The sequence below is a fragment of the Faecalibacterium sp. Marseille-P9312 genome (assembly GCF_902497445.1).
GTDB lineage: Bacteria > Bacillota > Clostridia > Oscillospirales > Ruminococcaceae > Faecalibacterium > Faecalibacterium longum.
This window is the reverse complement of sequence record NZ_CABVEW010000014.1, coordinates 50292-69294: the sequence shown is the minus strand read 5'-3', so window position 1 is coordinate 69294 and position 19003 is coordinate 50292. Positions and strand designations below refer to the sequence as shown.

The following is a 19003-nucleotide window of genomic DNA, read 5'->3' as shown; positions in this document are numbered from 1 at the left end:
GAGAGCTGGCGCGAAGCGCCTGAGAGGGCAAGGATGCTGACAAAGATCCATAATCCCTGCGATAACATCGCTCTGCCAAAGGCTTCTGTCTATCGCTGCATAGCGGCACTTTCGCTCCTGGCTTGCCCTCTCCGTCATCGCAAGCGATGCCACCTCTCCCAAAGGGAGAGGCTTTGCTCTTTTTTAGAAATTCGGGAACACCAATCTCGAAGCGAGGATCGCCGCAAAACACGCAATGCACACTGCAAGGTCGATGTAGTCCTGCTTTTCGCACCGCAGCACCTTGAGGCGGGGGCGGCCGTCGCCGCCGCGATAGCAGCGGCCCCCCCTGGCCGTGGCCCGCTCGTCGGCGCGGCGGGAAGCCGAGATGAACAGCGGCACCAGCACCGGGACCAACGCCTTGATGCGCTCGGTCATCTTGCCGTTGTCCAACTGCGCACCACGGGCTTTCTGGGCGTTCATGATCTTGTCGGTCTCCTCGATGAGGGTAGGAATGAACCGCAGCGCGATGCTCATCATCATGGCCAGCTCATGCACCGGGAAGTGGAGCCTGCCAAGAGGCTTGAGCAGCTGCTCGATGGCGTCCGTCAGGACGATGGGACTGGTGGTGTAGGTCAAAAGGCTCGTGCCTGCGATGAGGGCCATGACGCGCACCGCCATCAGTACAGCATACCGGATGCCCTCCGCGTAAACGGTCAGAAATCCGAGCTTGACCCCCGGGTCGCCCTCGCCCGAGAAAAAGAAGGGGTTCAGCACCGCCGTAAAGACGATGATGGGGAAGATGGGCTTCAGGCTCTTGAGGATGAGCTTGAAGGGGATTTTCGCCACTGCGTACATCGCGGCGAGGAAAATCAGCGAAAGCGCAAGGCCCAGCGGGTTGGACGCCGCAAAGAGCAGCACGATATACAGGATGGTCAGCACCAGCTTGAGCCGGGGGTCAAAACGATGGACGAGGCTGTTGCCGGGGAAGTGCTGGCCGATGGTAATATCTCTCAGCATCCGGCTGCACCCCCTTTCTGTTCTTCATTCCGGGGTAAGACGAGGGTCTCCCCTGCATCCCGCCGGGCTTTTGCCGCCAGGATCATCTTGACGGCGTAGGGGATGGTGTAGACGTCCGCCGGGACGTCCACGCCCATCTCCCGCAGCTTGAGGAAGATCTTCGTCACCTGCGGCACGGAGAGGCCCAGTTCCAGCAGCTCGGGAGCGCGGGCAAAGACCTTCTCCACCGTGTCGTACATGGCGATCTTCTTCCGGCTCATCACCAGCACCTTGTCGGCGTACTTGGCAATGTCCTCCATGCTGTGGGAGACCAGAAGCACCGTGGTGCCGGTCTTTTTGTGGTAGTCCTTCACCTCGGACAGGATCTCATCCCGTCCCTCGGGGTCGAGGCCGGCCGCAGGCTCGTCCAGAACGAGGATACGGGGCTTCATGGCCATGACGCCCGCCACGGCTACGCGGCGCTTCTGTCCGCCGGACAGCTCAAAGGGACTGCGCTCCAACAGCGCTTCATCGAGGCCGACGAATTCTGCCGCCTCGTGGACGCGCTTATCGACCTCCGCCTCGTCGAGGCCCATATTCTTCGGGCCGAAGGCGATGTCCTTATAGCATGTTTCCTCAAAGAGCTGGTACTCCGGGTACTGGAACACCAGACCCGTCAGGAACCGGAAATCCCGGATCTTTTCCGGCTCGGCCCAGAGGTCGCGGCCATCAATGATGATCTTGCCGCTGGTGGGCTTGTTCAGACCGTTCATGTGGGTGATGAGGGTGCTCTTGCCGGAGCCGGTGGCTCCGATGATGCCCACGAAATCGCCCTCTTCCACCTCAAAGCTCACGTCGTCCAGCGCGGTGACTGCGTTCGGCATACCGGGGTTGTAGACATAGCTCAGGTGTTCTACTTTGATAATACTTGCCATGTTTCCGTCCCCCCTCACTTCAGCAGCTCATACAGAGCCTGTGCGCACTCGCCGGTGTCGATGATGCCCTCGGGCATGGGGATGCCGGCCTTGACCAGCTCATCCCGCAGCTCTGCGGCCTGCGGCACGTCGAGGCGGAGAGAACGGACTTTTTCGGTCTGGCTGAACACCTCTTTCGGGGTGCCTTCCATCACCACATTGCCCTGGCTCATCACCAGCACACGGTCGGCCTGCGCGGCCTCTTCCATGTAGTGGGTGATGGACACAACGGTGATGCCCAGATCCTTGTTGAGGTGGTGGATGGTCTGCATCACCTGCTCACGGCCGCGAGGGTCGAGCATGGCGGTGGCCTCGTCGAGGATGAGGCAGTCGGGACGCATGGCGACGACGCCCGCAATGGCGACGCGCTGCTTCTGGCCGCCCGAGAGGTTGTGGGGTGCGCGCTCCCGGAACTCGTAGATGCCCGCCATCTTCATGGCGTCATCGACGCGGCGGCGCATCTCTTCCGGCGGAACACCGAGGTTTTCCAGCGCGAAAGCCACATCTTCCTCTACCACCGTGGCGACGATCTGGTTGTCCGGGCTCTGGAACACCATGCCCACGGTCTGGCGGATGTCATAGAGCTTGTCATCATCGGCGGTGTCCATGCCCTCGACGTACACCTTGCCCTCCTCCGGCAGGAGGATGGCGTTGAAGTGCTTGGCAAGGGTGGATTTGCCGCAGCCGTTTGCGCCCAGCACGGCCACGAACTCGCCCCGCCTGACCTGCATGGAGACGCCGTTGAGCGCGTAGCCGGGCTGCTCCGAGTCGTAGCGGAACTTTAAGTTTTCTGCTGTCAGTATCGTTTCACTCATTTGTTTTCTCTTTCTGGTGGTGCGCCCCTCTGAAAGGGGCTGTACCCCATTCTTTAAGATTCTTTGTTGAAGCTTTCTCGCTTCGTATAAGCCTCTCCCTTTGGGAGAGGTGGCACCGAAGGTGACGGAGAGGGCAAGGATGTCAGCATGGAAAGAACTGCTCAGCGATAACTTCCCTCTGACAAAGGCTGCTGATCATCGCTGTAAAGCAGCCCTTGAGTCACGGGCTTGCCCTCTCAGGCGCTCACGCGCCAGCTCTCCCAAGGGGAGAGCCTTTCAGCGTCATTCTTCCCAAATCGCCGTCGCGCCGCAGGGGACGACGCCGCCGGTGGCGGAGACGGGCAGGCCGATCTCGTCGCAGCTGGTCTTTCCGCCAAAGCGGGGGATCAGCGTCGTCTTGAGCATATACTCCATGACGGCGGGCGAAAGGCCGGTGGTGTAGCTGTTGACCGCAAAGAAGAGCGGCTTGTCGCTCAGCACCTCTTCGCACTGACTGATGAGGTCGTAGATGCAGTCTTCCAGCTTCCAGATCTCGCCGCCGGGGCCGCGTCCATAACTCGGCGGGTCCATGATGATGCCGTCGTAGGTGTTGCCGCGGCGCTTCTCGCGGGCGACGAACTTGGCGCAGTCGTCCACCAGCCAGCGGATGGGCCGGTCGGCGAGGCCGCTGGCTGCGGCATTGTCCTTGCCCCATGCGACGATGCCCTTGGAGGCGTCCACATGGCAGACGGTAGCGCCCGCCGCCGCACAGGCCAGCGTTGCACCGCCGGTGTAGCCGAAGAGGTTCAAAACTTTAATGGGCCGGCCTGCGGCGCGGATCTTCCTGGCATACCAGGCCCAGTTGACGGCCTGCTCCGGGAAGACGCCGGTGTGCTTGAAGCCGGTGGGGCTGACGATGAGGGTCAGCTTATCCTCCCCTTCTCCACAGGTGATCTTCCACTTTTCGGGCAGACGGCGGCGGTACTCCCACTCGCCGCCGCCCTGATTGGAGCGGTGGTAAACGGCGTCCGCCCTGGCCCAGAGGGGGCTCTGCTGGGGCGTCTTCCACACCACCTGCGGGTCAGGCCGGACAAGAAGCGTCTCGCCCCAGCGTTCCAGCCGGTTGCCGTCGGTGGCATCCAGCAGCTCGTAGTCTTTCCATGTATCTGCAGGGCGCATATGCGTCCTCCTTCCTGCTTTTTATCTCTATCTTAACCTTCGATGATCCGCTCGTTGATTTTATCCACGATGCGCTTGGCGCACAGGTCGATGGCCTCGAGGTCCTGCCCCTCCACCATGACGCGGATCTTCGGCTCCGTACCGGAGACGCGCACCAGCACACGGCCCATGTCCATCAGCTTCTGCTCCTCGTTCTCGATGAAGTCGGCCAGCACCTTGTCTTCCTTGTAGGCGGCCTTCTGGGCGGCATTGGCCGCCACATTCACCAGCACCTGAGGGTACTGGGCGTAGATGCCGTTCAGCTCACTCATCTTCTTGCCGCTCTTGGCCAGCAGCTTGAGCAGCTTGCCGGCGGTCAGCTCACCGTCACCGGTGGTGGTGTGGTGGAGAAGGATGACGTGGCCGCTCTGCTCGCCGCCGATGGCGTAGCCGTTCTCCCGCATGTTCTCGAGAACATAGCGGTCGCCGACAGCGGTCTTCTCGGTGCGGATCCCCTGGGACTCCATAAACTTGATGAAGCCCAGGTTGGACATGACGGTGACGACCGCAGTATTGCCGTCCAGACAGCCCTTTTCCTTCATGTTCATGGCCAGCAGGGCGATGATCTTGTCGCCGTCGATCTCCTGACCCTTCTCGTCGCAGGCGAGGCAGCGGTCTGCGTCGCCGTCAAAGGCGATGCCGCAGTCAAAGCCGCCCTCGACGACGGCCTTTTCCAGATTGTCCAGATGGGTGCTGCCCACACCGGCGTTGATGTTCTTGCCGTCAGGCTCCACGCCGATAAAGGTACACTTTGCGCCCAGACGGGGGAACAGCTGCCGGGCTGCTGCTGCGGAGGCACCGTTGGCGCAGTCGATGCAGACGTTCAGGCCGGACAGGTCGCCGTCGATGGACTCATACAGGTGGTCGGTGTAGTCCTTGATGCCGTCGGTGCGGCAGGTCACGCGGCCCACATCCTCGCCGGTGGCCAGCTTGAGGCCCGCGCACTGATTGTCGATATAGGCTTCAATTTCGTTCTCCACCTCGTCCGGCAGTTTGTAGCCGGTGCCGGCGAAGATTTTGATGCCGTTGAATTCCATCGGGTTGTGAGACGCCGAGATGACCACGCCGGCGTCGGCGTTATACTTGCGCACCAGATAGGCCACGGCGGGAGTGGGGACGACGCCCAGACTCTCGACGTCCGCGCCCACGCTGCACAGACCGGCAGTCAGGGCAGCCTCCAGCATATCCCCGGACTGGCGGGTGTCCTTGCCGATGAGGATACGGGGCTTATGGCCGGTGCTGCTGGTCAGCACGGCGGCAGCGCCGCGTCCGATGAGCATCGCCATCTCACAGGTCAGGTCTGCACCGGCCACGCCGCGCACACCGTCGGTACCAAAATACTTTCCCATAGTAAATACCTCACTTAAAATAAGCTCTGCTGTCCATTGTCCTCGGCGCTGTCGCTCTCAGGCGCTTTCAGGCCGAGATGCTCATAAGCCAGCCGGGTGGCACAGCGGCCCCGGGGCGTCCGGGTCAGAAAGCCCATCTGCATCAGGTAGGGCTCACACAGGTCTTCCAGCGTCACGGCCTCCTCGCCGAGGGCTGCGGCCAGTGTTTCCAGACCCACCGGGCCGCCGTTGTACATTTCTATGATGGCGCGGAGCAGGCTGCGGTCCAGTTCGTCCAGACCCAGCGCGTCCACGTCCATCCGCTTGAGGCTCAGCAGCGCCACGTCCCGGTCGATGATGCCGTCGCCCAGCACGGTGGCAAAGTCGCGCACACGCTTGAGGAAGCGGTTCGCCACACGGGGCGTGCCGCGGCTGCACTTGGCCAGCTCATAAGCACCCTCGGGGGTGATGGGCTGATCGAGGATGCCCGCCGAGCGGATGATGATATTGCTCAGCTCGTCGGGGCTGTAGAGCTCCAGCTTGAGTAGCACACCGAAGCGGTCGCGCAGAGGGCCGGTGATCTGGCCCGCACGGGTGGTCGCACCCACCAGCGTGAACCGGGGCAGATTGATGCGGATGCTCTGGGCGCTGGGGCCTTTGCCTATCATAATATCCAGCGCATAGTCTTCCAGTGCCGGGTAAAGCACCTCTTCCACCTGCCGGGAGAGGCGGTGTATCTCGTCGATGAAGAGGACGTCGCCCTCCTGCAGATTGGTCAGCAGGGCAGCGAGGTCGCCGGGCTTTTCGATGGCCGGGCCGCTGGTGATGCGGATCTGCACCCCCATCTCGTTGGCGATGATGCCCGCCAGCGTCGTCTTGCCCAGGCCCGGAGGGCCGTAGAGCAGGATGTGATCCATAGGCTCGCCCCGGCGCTTGGCCGCTTCGAGATAGATTTTCAGGTTCTGCTTGACCTTTTCCTGTCCGATGTAGTCCTCCAGATGCTGGGGGCGGAGGTTGTTTTCCTCGCTGTCCGCCGCCGTCATCCCGGGCTGCATCATTTTTGCGCCATAGAGCGCGGTATCGTCCTGCATCGTTTACCTCCTGCCCGCCATGCTGCGCAGCGCCAGCTTGATGATCTCTTCCACCGGGAGCGTGCCGTCGATCTTGGAGACGGCCAGTGCGGCCTCGCTCTGGCTGTAGCCCAGCGACACCAGCGCGGCAATGGCCTGCCCCGCCCCCTGTGCGGCGGCGGTGTCCGAAGCAGCGCCCGCCACGTTTTCCAGGTCGATGCCGGCGGCAAAGCCTTTGGCGACCTTATCTTTCAGTTCCAGCACGATCCGCTGGGCCAGCTTGGGGCCGACACCGGACGCGGCCTTGAAGGCTTTGTGGTCGCCCGCCGAGATGGCCAGCGCCACACGGTCGGGCGCCATAACGCTCAGGATGGCAAGGCCCACTTTCGCGCCCACGCCCGACACCGAGGTGAGCAGCTCGAAACAAGCCTGCTGCTCCTCGCTGGCAAAGCCGTAGAGGCTGACGTCGTTCTCGGTGACGTTCATCACCGTATAGATGGTGGCTTCGTTCCCCACGCCGGGCAGCGCACCGGCCACGCTGGCCGGACACTGGGCGTAGTACCCCACGCCGCCGCAGCAGATGACCACAGCGTTCAGGGTCTTTTTGATGATTTTTCCGGTTAAGCTGTATATCATAGTAACAACCTCAAATCGGCCCCGGCACACGCCGTGCAAAGCGGTTGAGCTGGCTGCCGTTGGTGTGGCAGAAGGTGATGGCCATCGCCAGCGCGTCGGCGGTGTCGTCGGGCTTCGGGATGGCGGGCAGATGCAGCAGGATGCGGGTCATCTCCTGCACCTGCTTTTTCACGGCTTTGCCGTAGCCGGTGACGGCCTGCTTGACCTGCATCGGGGTGTACTCGTAGATGGGCAGGCCCGCCTGCGCCGCCGCCAGCAGGATGACGCCGCGCGCCTCGGCCACGCCGATGACGGTGGTCTGGTTGTGCTGGTAGAACAGCTTTTCGATGGCCAGCACCTCCGGCTGCGTCCGCTCGATGACGTCCTTGACACCCGCATACACCTCGTCCAGCCGCCGCTCGAACGGCACGCCGGCGTCGGTACACACCGCGCCAAAATCCACCGGTGCAAAGCGGTTTCCCGTGTAATCCACCACGCCCCATCCCACGATGGCGTAGCCCGGGTCGATGCCCAATACTCTCATTCTGCGATACCTTTCCTATTGTAATCATCTTATTATAGCACACCTATAAAAAAGGGGCAACGATAACCTTTTAACTCCCAGCCTTCGCCCGCTTTCCCGCCCCTCCGGCAGAGGCGTCCCGGCCAGCCCCGGAAGGATTTTTTGAAGATTTTTGCAAAAAGGGCTTGATTTTTATTCCATCCTATGCTATCATAATTGAGCTGACTACAGCAAAACAGAATATGGACGGTTAGCTCAGCTGGTAGAGCATCTGCTTGACGTGCAGGAGGTCACAGGTTCGAGTCCTGTACCGTCCACCATACAGTTCGTACTCGAACCCGATTCTCTATGAGAAAGGGTTTGGGTACGTTTTTTGTTTATCGGAAGTTCTGCGGAAGGACTACACAGAGCATTAAACGAGCAAAGGCAGGGTATCACTATGACGGTGGTATCCTGCCTTTTGTTTTGCGGGATCAAGGTCGCTTTGTGCGAACTTGATCGCCATCTATATGGCGCATTGATGGCAATTGCTGCGTACGTGCGTACCGGGAGCCTGTACACCTCTGGCAAGGTGTAACACACTAGACTTTGTTCCAAAGTCCGTGTTCTAAGGGGTCAAGCCCCTTAGAATCCCTGCGGATCGTGTACGCACGTACGCAGAAAAATGGCAAAATTTCACTATATCGGGGTGTTCTTTCATGGTGGAGTGTGGTATACTCGGCTTAGCCCAGTAAATCGGAAGTTATGGAGGTACTTTATGAACGAGAGAGAAAAAATTATCCGATTATGGTTTGATATGTGGATTAAGAAAGCAGATTTAGGAATTGACAATATTTTTACAGATGATGTTGTATATACTGAGAGTTGGAGTCCTAAATATGAAAACCGCAAAACGGTAAAGCACTGGTTTGACGAATGGAATACACGCGGAAGTGTTCTTGTCTGGGAGATTAAGCAATTTTTTCATCAAGGCAATCAAACAATCGTGGAGTGGTATTTTAAAAGCAAAATGAATAATGGAAATGTTGAAGAATTTGACGGAATATCTTTAATTGTATGGACACAGGATAACAAAATAAAATCATTAAAAGAGTTTGGTTGCAATCTTCATAATTACAATCCATATCGAGATAGTGATATTCCCGTATTTCGAGAAGAAAAAGCAAATTGGTTTTGAGAGGACTATAAATTCCAGTTTGCCGTACTCGTTCCAGCAGGGTTTGGGGCAGGCACGCCCCAACAAGAAGCTGTCCCAAAGTGGCAAGAATTTTCAAGAATTGAAAATTTGTGGCCACGGGACGATTCTTGCTCTCACCTTTTTCGCTGCGTTTCGCAATTTTCACATTTCAATCTGCTCGCAGATTGTTGACAAGCTGCGCTTGACCCGATACTATAAAGGCAAGTCGAATACGCGCCAAGGAGGTGCAACCATGACCGCCGTGATCTACGCCCGCTATTCATCCGACAGCCAGCGTGAAGCGTCCATTGAGGGACAGCTGCGCGACTGCAAGGACTACGCCGAGAAGAACGGCATCACCGTGGTCGGCACCTACATTGACCGTGCCTACTCTGCCAAAACGGATGACCGCCCAGACTTTCAGCGGATGATCAAGGACAGCGGAAAGAAAATCTTCGACGTAGTTCTGGTCTGGAAGCTGGACCGCTTTGCCCGGAACCGATTCGATGCCGTGAACTACAAGTACCAGCTGGAAAAGAACGGTGTCCATCTGGTGTCTGTCATGGAACCCATCTCGCAGGGGCCTGAAGGCATTATGGTGGAGAGTATGCTGATTGGCATGGCGGAATACTATTCCGCCGAACTCGCCCTGAAAGTGGCGCGCGGTGAGCGCGAAAACGCCCTCCAGTGCAAGTACAACGGCGGTGTGGTGCCGCTGGGCTTCACCATTGGCAAGGAGGACAGGCTGTACCATATCGACCCGGAGACGGCTCCCATCGTGCAAGAGATCTTCACCCGGTACGCCGACGGCGAACCGGCTGAGAAGATTGCAGCATCCCTGAATGAGCGCGGCCTGCGTACCCGCACCGGGAAGCCGTTCGTAAAGAACAGCTTCTTCCAGATCTTCCGCAACCGCCGCTACATCGGCGAATACCGCTACAAGGACATTGTGACGCCGGGCGGCATTCCGGCTATTGTTGATCAGGATTTGTTCGACCGGGTGCAGCAGCGTTTCGAGCAGAACAGGATCGCCCACGGTCGGCCTGCAAAAGAGGATGTGAGCTATCTGCTGACCACTAAGCTGTTCTGTGGCAAGTGCGGCACCCTGATGGGTGGCGAAAGCGGCACCAGCCACATGGGAAACACCTACTATTACTACAAGTGCGGCAACGCCAAGCGCCACGGCAAGGCGCACTGTGACCTGAAGGCTATCCGCAAGGAGCCGCTGGAACGGTTCGTGGTGGACACCGCCATTAAGGTGATCTTCAGCGATGAAATTATCGAACGGCTGATAGATTTGGTCATGGAAGCCCAGCAGCAGGAGAACACCCGGCTGCCTGTTCTGAAAGAGCAGCTCCGGGATACGGAGAAACGGCTCGCAAACCTTCTGGAAGCCATTGAACAGGGCATCCTGACCTCGACCACCAAGCAGCGGTTGGACGAGCTGGAAGCCCGGAAAGAAGCCCTGAACACCAGCATTCTGGAAGAAGAGCTGAAAAAGCCCGTCCTGACCCGTGAGTGGATTCGGTTCTGGCTTGAAAAATTCCGCAAGGGTGACGTGGGCAGCACGGAACACCAGCGGCAGATCATTGATACCTTTGTCAACTCGGTCTACGTCTTTGATGACCGGGTCGTACTCAATTTCAACTTCACGGATGATGCCAAGACGGTTACCCGTGAAGAGGTTTTAGGTTCGAGTGCTGTGGACAATGCTCCACCAAAACAAGAGCCTCTGACTTGGGTCAGGGGCTTTTTTGTTGCGTCACCCACCAACCCACGTCAGAGCAGGACGGTACAGGACTCGAACAGCAGCGGAGCCGACCACCGCCTGCGGCGGAAACAGGGAGGCGAGGCTGGGGCCGCGTTCTGATTTTTCAAGGCCCCGTCAAGGGGCTGCGGAAAAATCAGCAAACGCAACTCGTCAGGGCCGCGCACCTCAGCTACAGCTTCTGTAGGAATGTCTACCAAGAAAGCACCGCCTGCCGGAGCACCGTTTGCAGAGCCTCGGTTCATGCAGTACCGGACAGGAACAATGTACGTCAGAGCCATTCGTAAAAAGCAAAGGCAGGGTATCATCGTGGCGATGGTATCCTGCCTTTTGTGCTATATGGCGCATTCTGGGGCAATCGCTGCGTACGCAGGAAAAAGGGCAAGCTCTGACATATAGGGGTGTTCTTTTCTTGGCGGGTGTGATATACTCGGCTCAACAAATCGGAATTTGTTGAATTTAGCAAGGTATAAATTTCTATGAAATGAAACCTATAAAAATTGTACGGATATTGTAGGGTAAGAAAAGAAATCTTCCTCTATACTAAAATAAACTGAACGAAAGGGGGAATCAAAATGAATATTATCAAGTCGTTTAACAATACGATTGATTATCTTGAAACAGTTCTTGATGATGAAATTGACGAAAAGAAAGTAACTCAGTTATCCGGATACTCTTATTCGATGTTCAGCCGCTTGTTTTCTATTCTAACCGAAACAACACTCTCAGACTATTTGAGGAGCAGAAGATTGACGGAAGCAGCCATGATATTAAGAGATACGGACGAAAAGATTATTGATGTTGCATTCAAATTCGGATATGAGTCATCAGATTCATTTGGAACAGCATTTAAACATTTTCATGGATTTACTCCTTCGGAGGTGAGAAATGGGAAACCATTCAAATTAGTTTCACGAGTGCAACTAGCACTCAGTGTCAGAGGAGGAAGAAGCATGAATATTACAATTCAAAAGAAACAAGCCTTTGCAGTCGCAGGGGTAAATGAACAAAGCATCAATTCATCATTATGTCCAAGTGTCTGGGATAAGCTGTATGAAAAATATAGCCACGATGAACTTGCAAGTTTGGGAAGCGGTCAAAGTATGGGCGTTTGCCATGATGTGGAAAATCCAAGCACAATAAATTATATGGCTGGTTATATCGTTAATGATGTAGACAAAGCCACAAGTATGGGCTTAGATGTTTTGGAAGTGGAAGAAGCAGAGTATGCAGTTGTAGAATTAGTAGGAAGTGTTCCGGAGTGCATTCATAACGGGTGGAAATATGCAATGGAAGTATTCTTCCCTGAGCATGGCTATGTTCACTCAGGAAAACCTGACTTTGAATATTACTATGAAGGTGATATGCACAGCAAAGACTACAAAATGGAACTTTGGATTCCGATAACTAAAGCTTAAAAACCGGCTTGTCGAGCTGGAAAATTCCAGTTTGCCGTACTCGTTCCCAGCAGGGTTTGGGTCCGCCATCTGGTAAGAGCCATCCGCTTCGGCGGATGGCTCTTGTTGTTTTATCTGGCGCTTTACCGGGGTGTATGATATACTCAGACAGACAAAGGAGAAGAAACATGAACTACTACACCGCCCCCATGGAGGGCCTCACTGACCGAATCTGGCGTCAGGCGCACCAGCGCTGGTTCGGGGCGCCCGGCGCGCCTGCCCGCTATTATGCCCCCTTCATCTCCCCGCCCGAGAACCGGGTGCTTATCAAAAAGAAGATGGCAGAGCTGGACCCGGCGGCGAACCCCGGCGCACCGGTCATCCCCCAGCTGCTGGCCAAAGACGGCGCTCTGGCCACCTGGATGATCGGCGAGCTGCGGAAGATGGACTACACTGAAGTCAACCTCAACTTCGGCTGTCCCTCCGGCACTGTCACCGCCAAAGGCAAGGGTGCCGGGATGCTGCGCGACCTCTCGAAGCTCGAAGCCTTTCTCGACGAAGTCTTCTCGCAGGCCGAAGGCCCCATCTCGGTCAAGACCCGGCTGGGCGTCACCAGCCCGGAGGAGTTCGAAGCCATCCTCGACCTCTACGACCGCTACCCCATCTGTGAGCTGACCATCCACCCCCGGGTCATGCGCCAGCTCTACCGGGGCGAGGCCGACCGCACCGCTTTTGCAAAATATCTGCCCCACTGCCGGATGCCCGTCTGCTACAACGGCGACATCACCACACCGGCCCAGCTGAAAGCACTGGAAGCGGAGTTCCCGAACCTCTCCGGCATCATGGTGGGGCGGGGCATCATCGCCGACCCGGCCCTGCTGCGGCAGGCTGTGGGCGGTGCGCCCGCCTCGAAGGAAGAGCTGCGGGGCTACCTCGACGAGCTCTACCACGGCTACACCGGGGCCTTCGGCATGGCCAGCTGTGCCGTCAGCCGGATGAAGGCCCACTGGCACTACCTCATCCAGCGGTTCGAGGGCTCCGAAGCTTTCGAGAAGCAGCTGCGCAAGGCCCGGGAGGGCTGGGAGTATGAGGTGGTGGTGAACCAGCTGTTCACTCTGCCGCTTCTATGAGCCTGTGAGCAGCGCGAGGCTGAGAGGTTTATAAAACAAAAAGCCTGCCGTCCCGTAGGACAGCAGGCAAAAGGCGGAGATTCTCAGACGTTCAGATAGCTGCGCAGCATAGCCTGCAGCAGGTCGTCACGGTCCACTTTGCGGATGAGGGAACGAGCCCCCTTATAAGTCGTGATATAGGTAGGATCTTCGGACAGGATATAGCCCACCAGCTGGTTGACGGGGTTATAGCCTTTTTCCTTGAGTGCGTCGTACACCTGCTGCACGACTTCATGGATCTCGATGTCCTTCTGATCGTGGATGGAGAAAATGGCAGTTGCGTCGCCCACGAAATACACCCCCTTAAATAACTATGATTTATTGTACACGACTTGCGGCAAAACTTCAAGTTTTCCCAGTGAGATTTGCACATTTTGCTTAAATTTTTCCGATTTTATCATGCAAATCAGCAAAGCTGTTTTTGTAGAAAAGAGGCATATCATGATATACGGCATCGGCTGCGACCTCTGCGACACTGCCCGGATGGCAAAAAGCCTCGGCGGCCCCCATGGCTCCACCTTTGCGGCCAGAGTCTTCGGCCCGGCGGAGCGGGAGGCGCTGGGGCTTTCGGAGGGAAATTCTTCCCCCCTCAGCGCCCATAAAGCCGCCAGTGCGGCGGCGGATTTTGCCGCGAAGGAAGCCTTCCTCAAAGCGGCCGGCACCGGCCTTGCAGGCCCCTTTGCGCTCTGTGAGATAGAGGCCGTCCGGCTGGAAAGCGGCGCGCCGGAATACCGCTTTTCGGGCGGCAGCGCCCGGTGGATGGACGAGCGCCATCTGAGGGCGAAGCTTTCCCTCAGCCACGACGGCGGCATGGCGCTGGCCTTCTGCATTCTGGAAACGGAAACCTGATTTTCTCTTCTGCATACAATGAGAGCAAGCTGCCCGCGTGTGCATAGCCTGCCCCCGGCCTGTCCATAATAAGGCCAGAGGACGGCACCGCGCACCACATAGCGGGCCTCCCAGTATGCAAGGAGGGAGTTTTCATGGAGGTACACAGAGGAGAAGTTTTCTACGCCGACCTTTCGCCCGTCGTCGGCTCCGAGCAGGGCGGCGTCCGCCCGGTGCTCATCGTGCAGAATGAGATCGGAAACCGGCACAGCCCCACGGTCATTGCAGCCGCCATTACATCCCGGCTGGACAAAGCCCGGCTTCCCACCCACATCAACATCCGGGCCGAAGATACGGGCCTCGCCAAGGACAGCGTCGTGCTGCTGGAGCAGATACGCACGCTGGATAAACACCGCCTGCGGGAGCGGGCCGGCCAGATCACTGCCGAGGACCAGCGCCGGGTGGACCAGGCGCTGGATGTGAGCCTCGGCCTGAGCTCCTATTAAAACAAATGACCGCCCCCACGTTTTGTGGAGGCGGTCATCTGCTTTTTTATTGGAAGTTGGATGGTCACTCAGATCTCTGGACGCTGTCCTCTGCGTCGTGGAGCAGGGCATACTCACGGATCTTTTTCAGCGTCTGCTCGCTCAGGATATGCTCTGCCTTGCAGGCATCCTCGGCAGCGACATCCTCGTCCACGCCCAGCTGCACAAAGAAATGGGTCAGCAGGCGGTGGCGGCTGTAGATGCGCTCTGCGATCTCGCGGCCCGGCTCAAGAAGGGTCAGGTTGCCCTCGCCATCCACCGCGATATAGCCGTTCTCCCGCAGCTTCTTCATGGCAATGCTGACGCTGGCCTTGGTATAGCCCAGCTCGTTGACCACGTCGATGGAGCGCACACGGCCCATCCGCTGGGTCAGCATAAGGATAGTCTCGAGATAATCTTCTGCGGATTGGTGGATCTGCATGTTATCGGCCTCCTGCCTCGTAAATTCCCTGTCCGGGGCACACAGGCGTTCCGGTCCGGTTTGTTATAGAATACCACATTCCGTACCGTGTTGCAAGCCATTCGCAGTAAGTTTGTCTATTCAAACCAAATTTACCCCGCGCAATTTCGTCACTTTACCGTCTCGAGATAGGCCGCCGGGCCGGAAGTGTAGAGGTCGCCGCCGTGGGCGTCGAGGATGACCGTCAGGGGCATTTTTTCCACGGTCAGACGGCGGACGGCCTCACAGCCGAGGTCGGGCCACGCGATGACTTCCAGCGTCTTGACGCTCTGGGCCATCAGCGCACCGGCACCGCCCAGCGCAGCCAGATAGACCGCGCCGCTGCGGACGACGGCCTCTTTGACGGCGGCGTCCCGCTTGCCCTTGCCGATCATGATTTTATTGCCCAGGTCCAGCAGGCGGGGGCTCATGGCGTCCATCCGTCCGCTGGTGGTGGGGCCGGCGGAGCCGATGACTTCGCCCGGGCGCTCCGGCGTGGGGCCGACATAGTAGATGGCGCTGCCCTCGAGGTCAAAGGGCAGCTTTTCGCCCTTGTCCAGCGCTTCCAGCATCCGCTTGTGGGCCTGGTCGCGGGCGGTGTACACCACACCGGACAGCAGCACGGTATCGCCCGCTTTCAGGGGCGCGAGGTCTGCCGCCGTGCAGGGAGTTGTCAGTTCGTATTGCATTTGCATTCTCCTTTAGCGTCCTGGCCCTCTCACAATGCGGCACTTGCCCGCCGGGTGACATGGCAGGAAACATTCACGGCCACCGGCAGACCGGCCACATGGGTGGGCATCTGCTCGATGGCGAGGCCGAGGCAGGTGGTCCTGCCGCCGAAGCCCTGAGGGCCGATGCCCAGCTCGTTGATGGCCTTCAGAAGCTCTTTCTCGAGGTCAGCGTAATAGGGGTCGGGGTTCGGGACGTCCAGCGGGCGGAGCAGAGCTTTCTTGGCGAGATAGGCCACTTTATCAAAGCTGCCGCCCACGCCGACGCCCAGCACGATGGGCGGACAGGGGTTGGAGCCGGCCAGCCTGACCGTCTCGATGACGAACTTCTTGAAGCCCTCCACGCCGTCGGCGGGCTTGAGCATCTGGATGCGGCTCATGTTCTCGCTGCCGAAGCCCTTGGGGGCGACGGTGATGGTGCAGCCGTCACCGTCCACCAGATGCACCGTGATGGCGGCGGGGGTGTTGTCGCCGGTGTTGCCCCGGCGCAGCGGGTCGGCCACGATGCTCTTGCGCAGATAGCCGTCGGTGTAGCCCCGCCGCACGCCCTCATGGATAGCAGCCTCAAAGCTGCCGTCGATGTGGATGTCCGTCCCCAGCTCCACGAAGACGCAGGCCATGCCGGTATCCTGACAGATGGGCAGATCCTCTTCTTTCGCCGCCGCGAGGTTCGACCAGAGCAGGTCAAGGGTGTTCTTTGCCAGCGGCCAGGGCTCTTCGGCCCGGGCCTTGTCCAGTGCTTCCTGCACGTCCCGGGGCAGGCGGGTGTTGGCCTCGATGCAGAGGCGGGCCACGGTGTCTGTAATTTGCTGCGCGGAAATGGTTCTCATAGGAGCTCCCTCCGTTTACAGGCGGGCCACGCCGCTCTCGCGGGCAGCTTTTGCCACAGCGTTCGCCACAGCCTCGGCCACCCGGGGGTCGAAGGCACCGGGGATGATGTTCTCTTCGCTGCGGTCATCGTCGGTGATGAGGTCCGCAATGGCGTAGGCGGCGGCCAGCTTCATCTTGTCGTTGATGTCGCGGGCGCGGACGCTCAGAGCGCCCTTGAAGAGGCCCGGGAAGCAGAGGACATTGTTGACCTGATTCGGGAAGTCGCTGCGGCCGGTGGCCATGACCCGGACGCCGCCCGCCTTGGCCTCGTCGGGCATGATCTCGGGGGTGGGGTTGGCCATAGCAAAGACGATGGCGTCCTTGTTCATGGTCCTGCACAGCTCGGTGGTCAGGATGCCGGGCTTGGACACGCCGATGAAGACGTCTGCGCCCGCAAGAGCTTCTTTCAGGCCGCCCTTGATCTGGCGGGGGTTGGTCACTTCGCCCAGCCAGTTCTTGTGGGCCTCGGCGCTGTTGCAGCCCTTGTACAGGGTGCCGAACTGGTCCACGGCGATGATGTCCTTCGCGCCGGCGGTCATCAGCATCTTGATGATGGCCGTACCGGCAGCACCGGGACCGTTCAGGACGATGTGAACATCTTCCATCTTCTTGCCCACCACCCGCAGGGCGTTGATGAGGGCAGCGGTGACGACGATGGCCGTGCCGTGCTGGTCGTCGTGGAAGACGGGGATGTCCAGCTCACGCTCCAGGGTCTCTTCGATCTCAAAGCACTCGGGGCTCTTGATGTCCTCGATGTTGATGCCGCCGAAGGTGGGGGCGATGGCCTTGCAGGCCGCGATGACGCTGGCCGCGTCGTGGGCGTCGATGCAGATGGGGAAGGCGTCCACGCCGCCGAACTCCTTGAACAGCACAGCCTTGCCCTCCATGACCGGCAGACCGGCCTCGGGGCCGATGTCCCCCAGACCCAGCACGGCGGTGCCGTTGGAGACGACCGCCACCATATTGCTCTTGAAGGTGTACTTGTAGACGTCGTCGGGGTTTTCCCTGATCTTGCGGCAGGGTTCAGCGACACCGGGGGTGTAGGCGGTGGACAGATCATCGCGGGTCTTGACCTCCACCTTGCTCACGATGCCCACCTTGCCGTGGTGCGTCTCGTGCATTTCCAGAGCTGCTTTGTTGAAATCCATGGGGTTATCCTCCTAACTTTTTCGCCGGGCATATTTAAAACATTATTATAATAATAGCAAAAGCTCCCCCGCTTTTCCATATCTTTTCCGCCTTTTCGCACTCTCCGGCCCCAAAAGTCCGACAAAGGGCGGGGAGAGTGTGGAAATTTTGCAAAAAACTTTTCTTTTTCATTTTTACCCGATATAATAGAGGTTGTTTTTCGAACCACCGGCAAAATACCGGTCTACCAACAGGAGGGAATTCTTTTGAAGCGTATTTTCACCAAGGCACTCTGCCTTGTCTGCGCCGGCGCTCTGGCGCTGAGCCTCGCTGCCTGCGGCGGCAAGGCCGACAGTGCTGCATCCAGCACGGCATCTTCTTCCGCACTCGGCAGCGCGTCCGACTACGACTACCAGAACTTCAACTACAGCGATGGTCTGGATGAGAAGGGCTACTGGGAGGGCATCCGCGCTCTGGACTATGTGACCCTGCCCGAAGACTTTGCATCCGTCGCCATCAAGCGCTCGGACGTCGAGCCCACCAGCGAGGAAGTGGAGGAGCAGATCAGCGATCTGCTGAGCCAGTATTCCTCCACCGAGCGCATCACCGACCGCGCTGCCGCCGACGGCGACACCGTGAACATCAACTATGTCGGCTCTGTGAACAACGTGGAGTTCACCGGCGGCAGCGCCGAGAACTACGATCTGACGCTGGGCAGCGGCACTTTCATCGACGGCTTTGAAGACCAGATCATCGGCCACAAGCCCGGCGAGACCTTCGACGTCAACGTCACCTTCCCCGACGGCTACAGCGATTCCACCGACGCCAGCGGCAATGCTGTGAAGCTCAGCGGCCAGAAAGCCGTCTTTACCGTGACCCTCAACTACATCAGCGAGAGCGTCCTGCCCGAGCTCACCGACAGCTGGGTGGCCGACAACTTCGGCACCTTCGGCACCCCCAACAACATCTACACCGTGGAGGCCCTGCGCGCCTACTATCAGGAGCAGCTCTACACCTCCAACCTCAACACCGCCGTCATGGACTACCTGCTGGAAAACTCCACCTTCAAGTCCATCCCTCAGCAGGTGATGGATTATCAGGTCAACCAGTGCCTGAACTACTACAGCACGCTGGCGGGCTACTACGGCTATGACCTCGACGGCCTCGTCCAGAATCTGCTGGGCTACGAGAGCACCGACGCCATGCTGGCCCACCTTGAGAGCAATCTGGAAGACTACGCCAAGGAAGCTCTGCTCTACCAGGCCGTGGCTGAGTCGCTGGACATCACCCCCACGCAGGAGCAGATCGACACCTACTCCGCCTATGCGGACACCTACGGCCAGAACTACTGCACCATGGTGGCCCTGATGGACGCTGTCACCAGCACGCTGACCAGCGGCGCTGTCGTTTCCTGATTCGATCCGCACAAAAGAAAATCCCTGCCGATGGCAGGG

At 58.6% G+C, this 19003-nt stretch carries 20 protein-coding genes and 1 tRNA gene; 8 read left to right on the top strand and 13 right to left on the bottom strand.

The features are described 5' to 3' along the window. Window positions 1-183 precede the first annotated feature (183 nt). The 8 genes from F3G95_RS10965 to ruvC form a co-directional block, all read right to left on the bottom strand. Window positions 184-999 (bottom strand): energy-coupling factor transporter transmembrane component T, encoded by an 816-nt coding sequence (locus F3G95_RS10965; protein WP_149794953.1) that lies wholly within the window; start codon window positions 997-999, stop codon window positions 184-186. Further along, a complete protein-coding gene (locus F3G95_RS10960) occupies window positions 993-1913 on the bottom strand; it encodes an energy-coupling factor transporter ATPase (RefSeq protein ID WP_149794952.1) in 921 nt (306 codons plus the stop codon). The genes F3G95_RS10965 and F3G95_RS10960 overlap by 7 nt, the downstream gene beginning before the upstream one ends. A 14-nt stretch (window positions 1914-1927) precedes the next feature. Then, entirely contained in the window at window positions 1928-2767 is an 840-nt protein-coding gene (locus tag F3G95_RS10955) for an energy-coupling factor transporter ATPase (protein WP_149794951.1), read from the bottom strand. A 282-nt stretch (window positions 2768-3049) separates the two neighbouring features. After that, window positions 3050-3925 carry a class I SAM-dependent methyltransferase gene (locus F3G95_RS10950; protein WP_149794950.1) on the bottom strand — a complete coding sequence of 292 codons (876 nt, stop codon included), beginning with the start codon at window positions 3923-3925 and terminating at the stop codon, window positions 3050-3052. Between the two features lie 32 nt (window positions 3926-3957). Beyond that, the gene (glmM, locus tag F3G95_RS10945; protein WP_149794949.1) at window positions 3958-5313 is read right to left on the bottom strand and encodes a phosphoglucosamine mutase; all 1356 of its coding nucleotides are present in this window, start codon (window positions 5311-5313) and stop codon (window positions 3958-3960) included. A 14-nt stretch (window positions 5314-5327) separates the two neighbouring features. Beyond that, window positions 5328-6383 (bottom strand): Holliday junction branch migration DNA helicase RuvB, encoded by a 1056-nt coding sequence (gene ruvB / locus F3G95_RS10940; RefSeq protein ID WP_149794948.1) that lies wholly within the window; start codon window positions 6381-6383, stop codon window positions 5328-5330. A gap of 3 nt (window positions 6384-6386) precedes the next feature. Further along, entirely contained in the window at window positions 6387-6998 is a 612-nt protein-coding gene (gene ruvA / locus F3G95_RS10935) for a Holliday junction branch migration protein RuvA (RefSeq protein ID WP_149794947.1), read from the bottom strand. Between the two features lie 10 nt (window positions 6999-7008). After that, window positions 7009-7521: a crossover junction endodeoxyribonuclease RuvC gene (gene ruvC / locus F3G95_RS10930; protein WP_149794946.1), complete on the bottom strand. Its 513-nt coding sequence runs from the start codon at window positions 7519-7521 to the stop codon at window positions 7009-7011. Between the two features lie 223 nt (window positions 7522-7744). Here ruvC and F3G95_RS10925 point away from each other — a divergent pair. From F3G95_RS10925 to F3G95_RS10905, 5 genes are all read left to right on the top strand, one after another. Further along, window positions 7745-7820 (top strand) — tRNA-Val (locus F3G95_RS10925). Window positions 7821-8257: 437 nt separating this feature from the next. Next, the gene (locus tag F3G95_RS10920) at window positions 8258-8677 is read left to right on the top strand and encodes a nuclear transport factor 2 family protein (protein WP_003864537.1); all 420 of its coding nucleotides are present in this window, start codon (window positions 8258-8260) and stop codon (window positions 8675-8677) included. Between the two features lie 253 nt (window positions 8678-8930). After that, complete coding sequence (locus F3G95_RS10915; protein WP_243130361.1) at window positions 8931-10547, top strand: recombinase family protein; 1617 nt, start codon at window positions 8931-8933, stop codon at window positions 10545-10547. Between the two features lie 473 nt (window positions 10548-11020). Beyond that, window positions 11021-11863: an AraC family transcriptional regulator gene (locus F3G95_RS10910; protein WP_149794945.1), complete on the top strand. Its 843-nt coding sequence runs from the start codon at window positions 11021-11023 to the stop codon at window positions 11861-11863. Between the two features lie 167 nt (window positions 11864-12030). After that, complete coding sequence (locus tag F3G95_RS10905; RefSeq protein ID WP_149794944.1) at window positions 12031-12972, top strand: tRNA-dihydrouridine synthase family protein; 942 nt, start codon at window positions 12031-12033, stop codon at window positions 12970-12972. An 83-nt stretch (window positions 12973-13055) separates the two neighbouring features. Here the strand turns inward: F3G95_RS10905 and F3G95_RS10900 are convergent, their stop codons facing one another. Continuing rightward, window positions 13056-13301 carry an IreB family regulatory phosphoprotein gene (locus F3G95_RS10900; RefSeq protein ID WP_149794943.1) on the bottom strand — a complete coding sequence of 82 codons (246 nt, stop codon included), beginning with the start codon at window positions 13299-13301 and terminating at the stop codon, window positions 13056-13058. A 151-nt stretch (window positions 13302-13452) separates the two neighbouring features. On the opposite strand from F3G95_RS10900, the gene F3G95_RS10895 reads away from it, so the two are divergent. Both F3G95_RS10895 and F3G95_RS10890 read left to right on the top strand, forming a co-directional pair. Next, window positions 13453-13860, top strand: coding sequence for a holo-ACP synthase (locus tag F3G95_RS10895; protein WP_149794942.1), 408 nt, complete (start codon window positions 13453-13455; stop codon window positions 13858-13860). A gap of 134 nt (window positions 13861-13994) precedes the next feature. Beyond that, on the top strand, window positions 13995-14345 hold the full coding sequence (locus F3G95_RS10890; protein WP_015565247.1) for a type II toxin-antitoxin system PemK/MazF family toxin: 351 nt from the start codon (window positions 13995-13997) through the stop codon (window positions 14343-14345). Between the two features lie 64 nt (window positions 14346-14409). On the opposite strand, the gene F3G95_RS10885 is transcribed toward F3G95_RS10890, so the two are convergent. The 4 genes from F3G95_RS10885 to F3G95_RS10870 all read right to left on the bottom strand — a co-directional run bounded on the left by F3G95_RS10885 (window position 14410) and on the right by F3G95_RS10870 (window position 17569). Beyond that, complete coding sequence (locus tag F3G95_RS10885) at window positions 14410-14805, bottom strand: metal-dependent transcriptional regulator (protein WP_149794941.1); 396 nt, start codon at window positions 14803-14805, stop codon at window positions 14410-14412. A 149-nt stretch (window positions 14806-14954) separates the two neighbouring features. Continuing rightward, window positions 14955-15512: a Fe-S-containing hydro-lyase gene (locus F3G95_RS10880; protein ID WP_015565249.1), complete on the bottom strand. Its 558-nt coding sequence runs from the start codon at window positions 15510-15512 to the stop codon at window positions 14955-14957. Between the two features lie 29 nt (window positions 15513-15541). Further along, a complete protein-coding gene (locus F3G95_RS10875; RefSeq protein WP_149794940.1) occupies window positions 15542-16381 on the bottom strand; it encodes a fumarate hydratase in 840 nt (279 codons plus the stop codon). A 15-nt stretch (window positions 16382-16396) separates the two neighbouring features. After that, window positions 16397-17569 (bottom strand): malic enzyme-like NAD(P)-binding protein, encoded by a 1173-nt coding sequence (locus F3G95_RS10870; RefSeq protein WP_149794939.1) that lies wholly within the window; start codon window positions 17567-17569, stop codon window positions 16397-16399. 246 nt (window positions 17570-17815) lie between these two features. On the opposite strand from F3G95_RS10870, the gene F3G95_RS10865 reads away from it, so the two are divergent. Next, complete coding sequence (locus F3G95_RS10865; RefSeq protein WP_243130360.1) at window positions 17816-18964, top strand: trigger factor; 1149 nt, start codon at window positions 17816-17818, stop codon at window positions 18962-18964. The last annotated feature ends 39 nt before the right edge of the window (window positions 18965-19003 follow it).

What these genes read in the sequence shown, in the direction of transcription:
- glmM (WP_149794949.1), bottom strand. Translation starts at nt 5,313, where the DNA reads ATGGGAAAGTATTTTGGTACCGACGGTGTGCGCGGCGTGGCCGGTGCA.
- F3G95_RS10920 (WP_003864537.1), top strand. Translation starts at nt 8,258, where the DNA reads ATGAACGAGAGAGAAAAAATTATCCGATTATGGTTTGATATGTGGATT.
- F3G95_RS10895 (WP_149794942.1), top strand. Translation starts at nt 13,453, where the DNA reads ATGATATACGGCATCGGCTGCGACCTCTGCGACACTGCCCGGATGGCA.
- F3G95_RS10950 (WP_149794950.1), bottom strand. Translation starts at nt 3,925, where the DNA reads ATGCGCCCTGCAGATACATGGAAAGACTACGAGCTGCTGGATGCCACC.
- ruvB (WP_149794948.1), bottom strand. Translation starts at nt 6,383, where the DNA reads ATGCAGGACGATACCGCGCTCTATGGCGCAAAAATGATGCAGCCCGGG.
- F3G95_RS10890 (WP_015565247.1), top strand. Translation starts at nt 13,995, where the DNA reads ATGGAGGTACACAGAGGAGAAGTTTTCTACGCCGACCTTTCGCCCGTC.
- F3G95_RS10905 (WP_149794944.1), top strand. Translation starts at nt 12,031, where the DNA reads ATGAACTACTACACCGCCCCCATGGAGGGCCTCACTGACCGAATCTGG.
- F3G95_RS10910 (WP_149794945.1), top strand. Translation starts at nt 11,021, where the DNA reads ATGAATATTATCAAGTCGTTTAACAATACGATTGATTATCTTGAAACA.
- ruvC (WP_149794946.1), bottom strand. Translation starts at nt 7,521, where the DNA reads ATGAGAGTATTGGGCATCGACCCGGGCTACGCCATCGTGGGATGGGGC.
- F3G95_RS10880 (WP_015565249.1), bottom strand. Translation starts at nt 15,512, where the DNA reads ATGCAATACGAACTGACAACTCCCTGCACGGCGGCAGACCTCGCGCCC.
- F3G95_RS10915 (WP_243130361.1), top strand. Translation starts at nt 8,931, where the DNA reads ATGACCGCCGTGATCTACGCCCGCTATTCATCCGACAGCCAGCGTGAA.
- F3G95_RS10875 (WP_149794940.1), bottom strand. Translation starts at nt 16,381, where the DNA reads ATGAGAACCATTTCCGCGCAGCAAATTACAGACACCGTGGCCCGCCTC.
- F3G95_RS10965 (WP_149794953.1), bottom strand. Translation starts at nt 999, where the DNA reads ATGCTGAGAGATATTACCATCGGCCAGCACTTCCCCGGCAACAGCCTC.
- F3G95_RS10955 (WP_149794951.1), bottom strand. Translation starts at nt 2,767, where the DNA reads ATGAGTGAAACGATACTGACAGCAGAAAACTTAAAGTTCCGCTACGAC.
- ruvA (WP_149794947.1), bottom strand. Translation starts at nt 6,998, where the DNA reads ATGATATACAGCTTAACCGGAAAAATCATCAAAAAGACCCTGAACGCT.
- F3G95_RS10885 (WP_149794941.1), bottom strand. Translation starts at nt 14,805, where the DNA reads ATGCAGATCCACCAATCCGCAGAAGATTATCTCGAGACTATCCTTATG.
- F3G95_RS10870 (WP_149794939.1), bottom strand. Translation starts at nt 17,569, where the DNA reads ATGGATTTCAACAAAGCAGCTCTGGAAATGCACGAGACGCACCACGGC.
- F3G95_RS10960 (WP_149794952.1), bottom strand. Translation starts at nt 1,913, where the DNA reads ATGGCAAGTATTATCAAAGTAGAACACCTGAGCTATGTCTACAACCCC.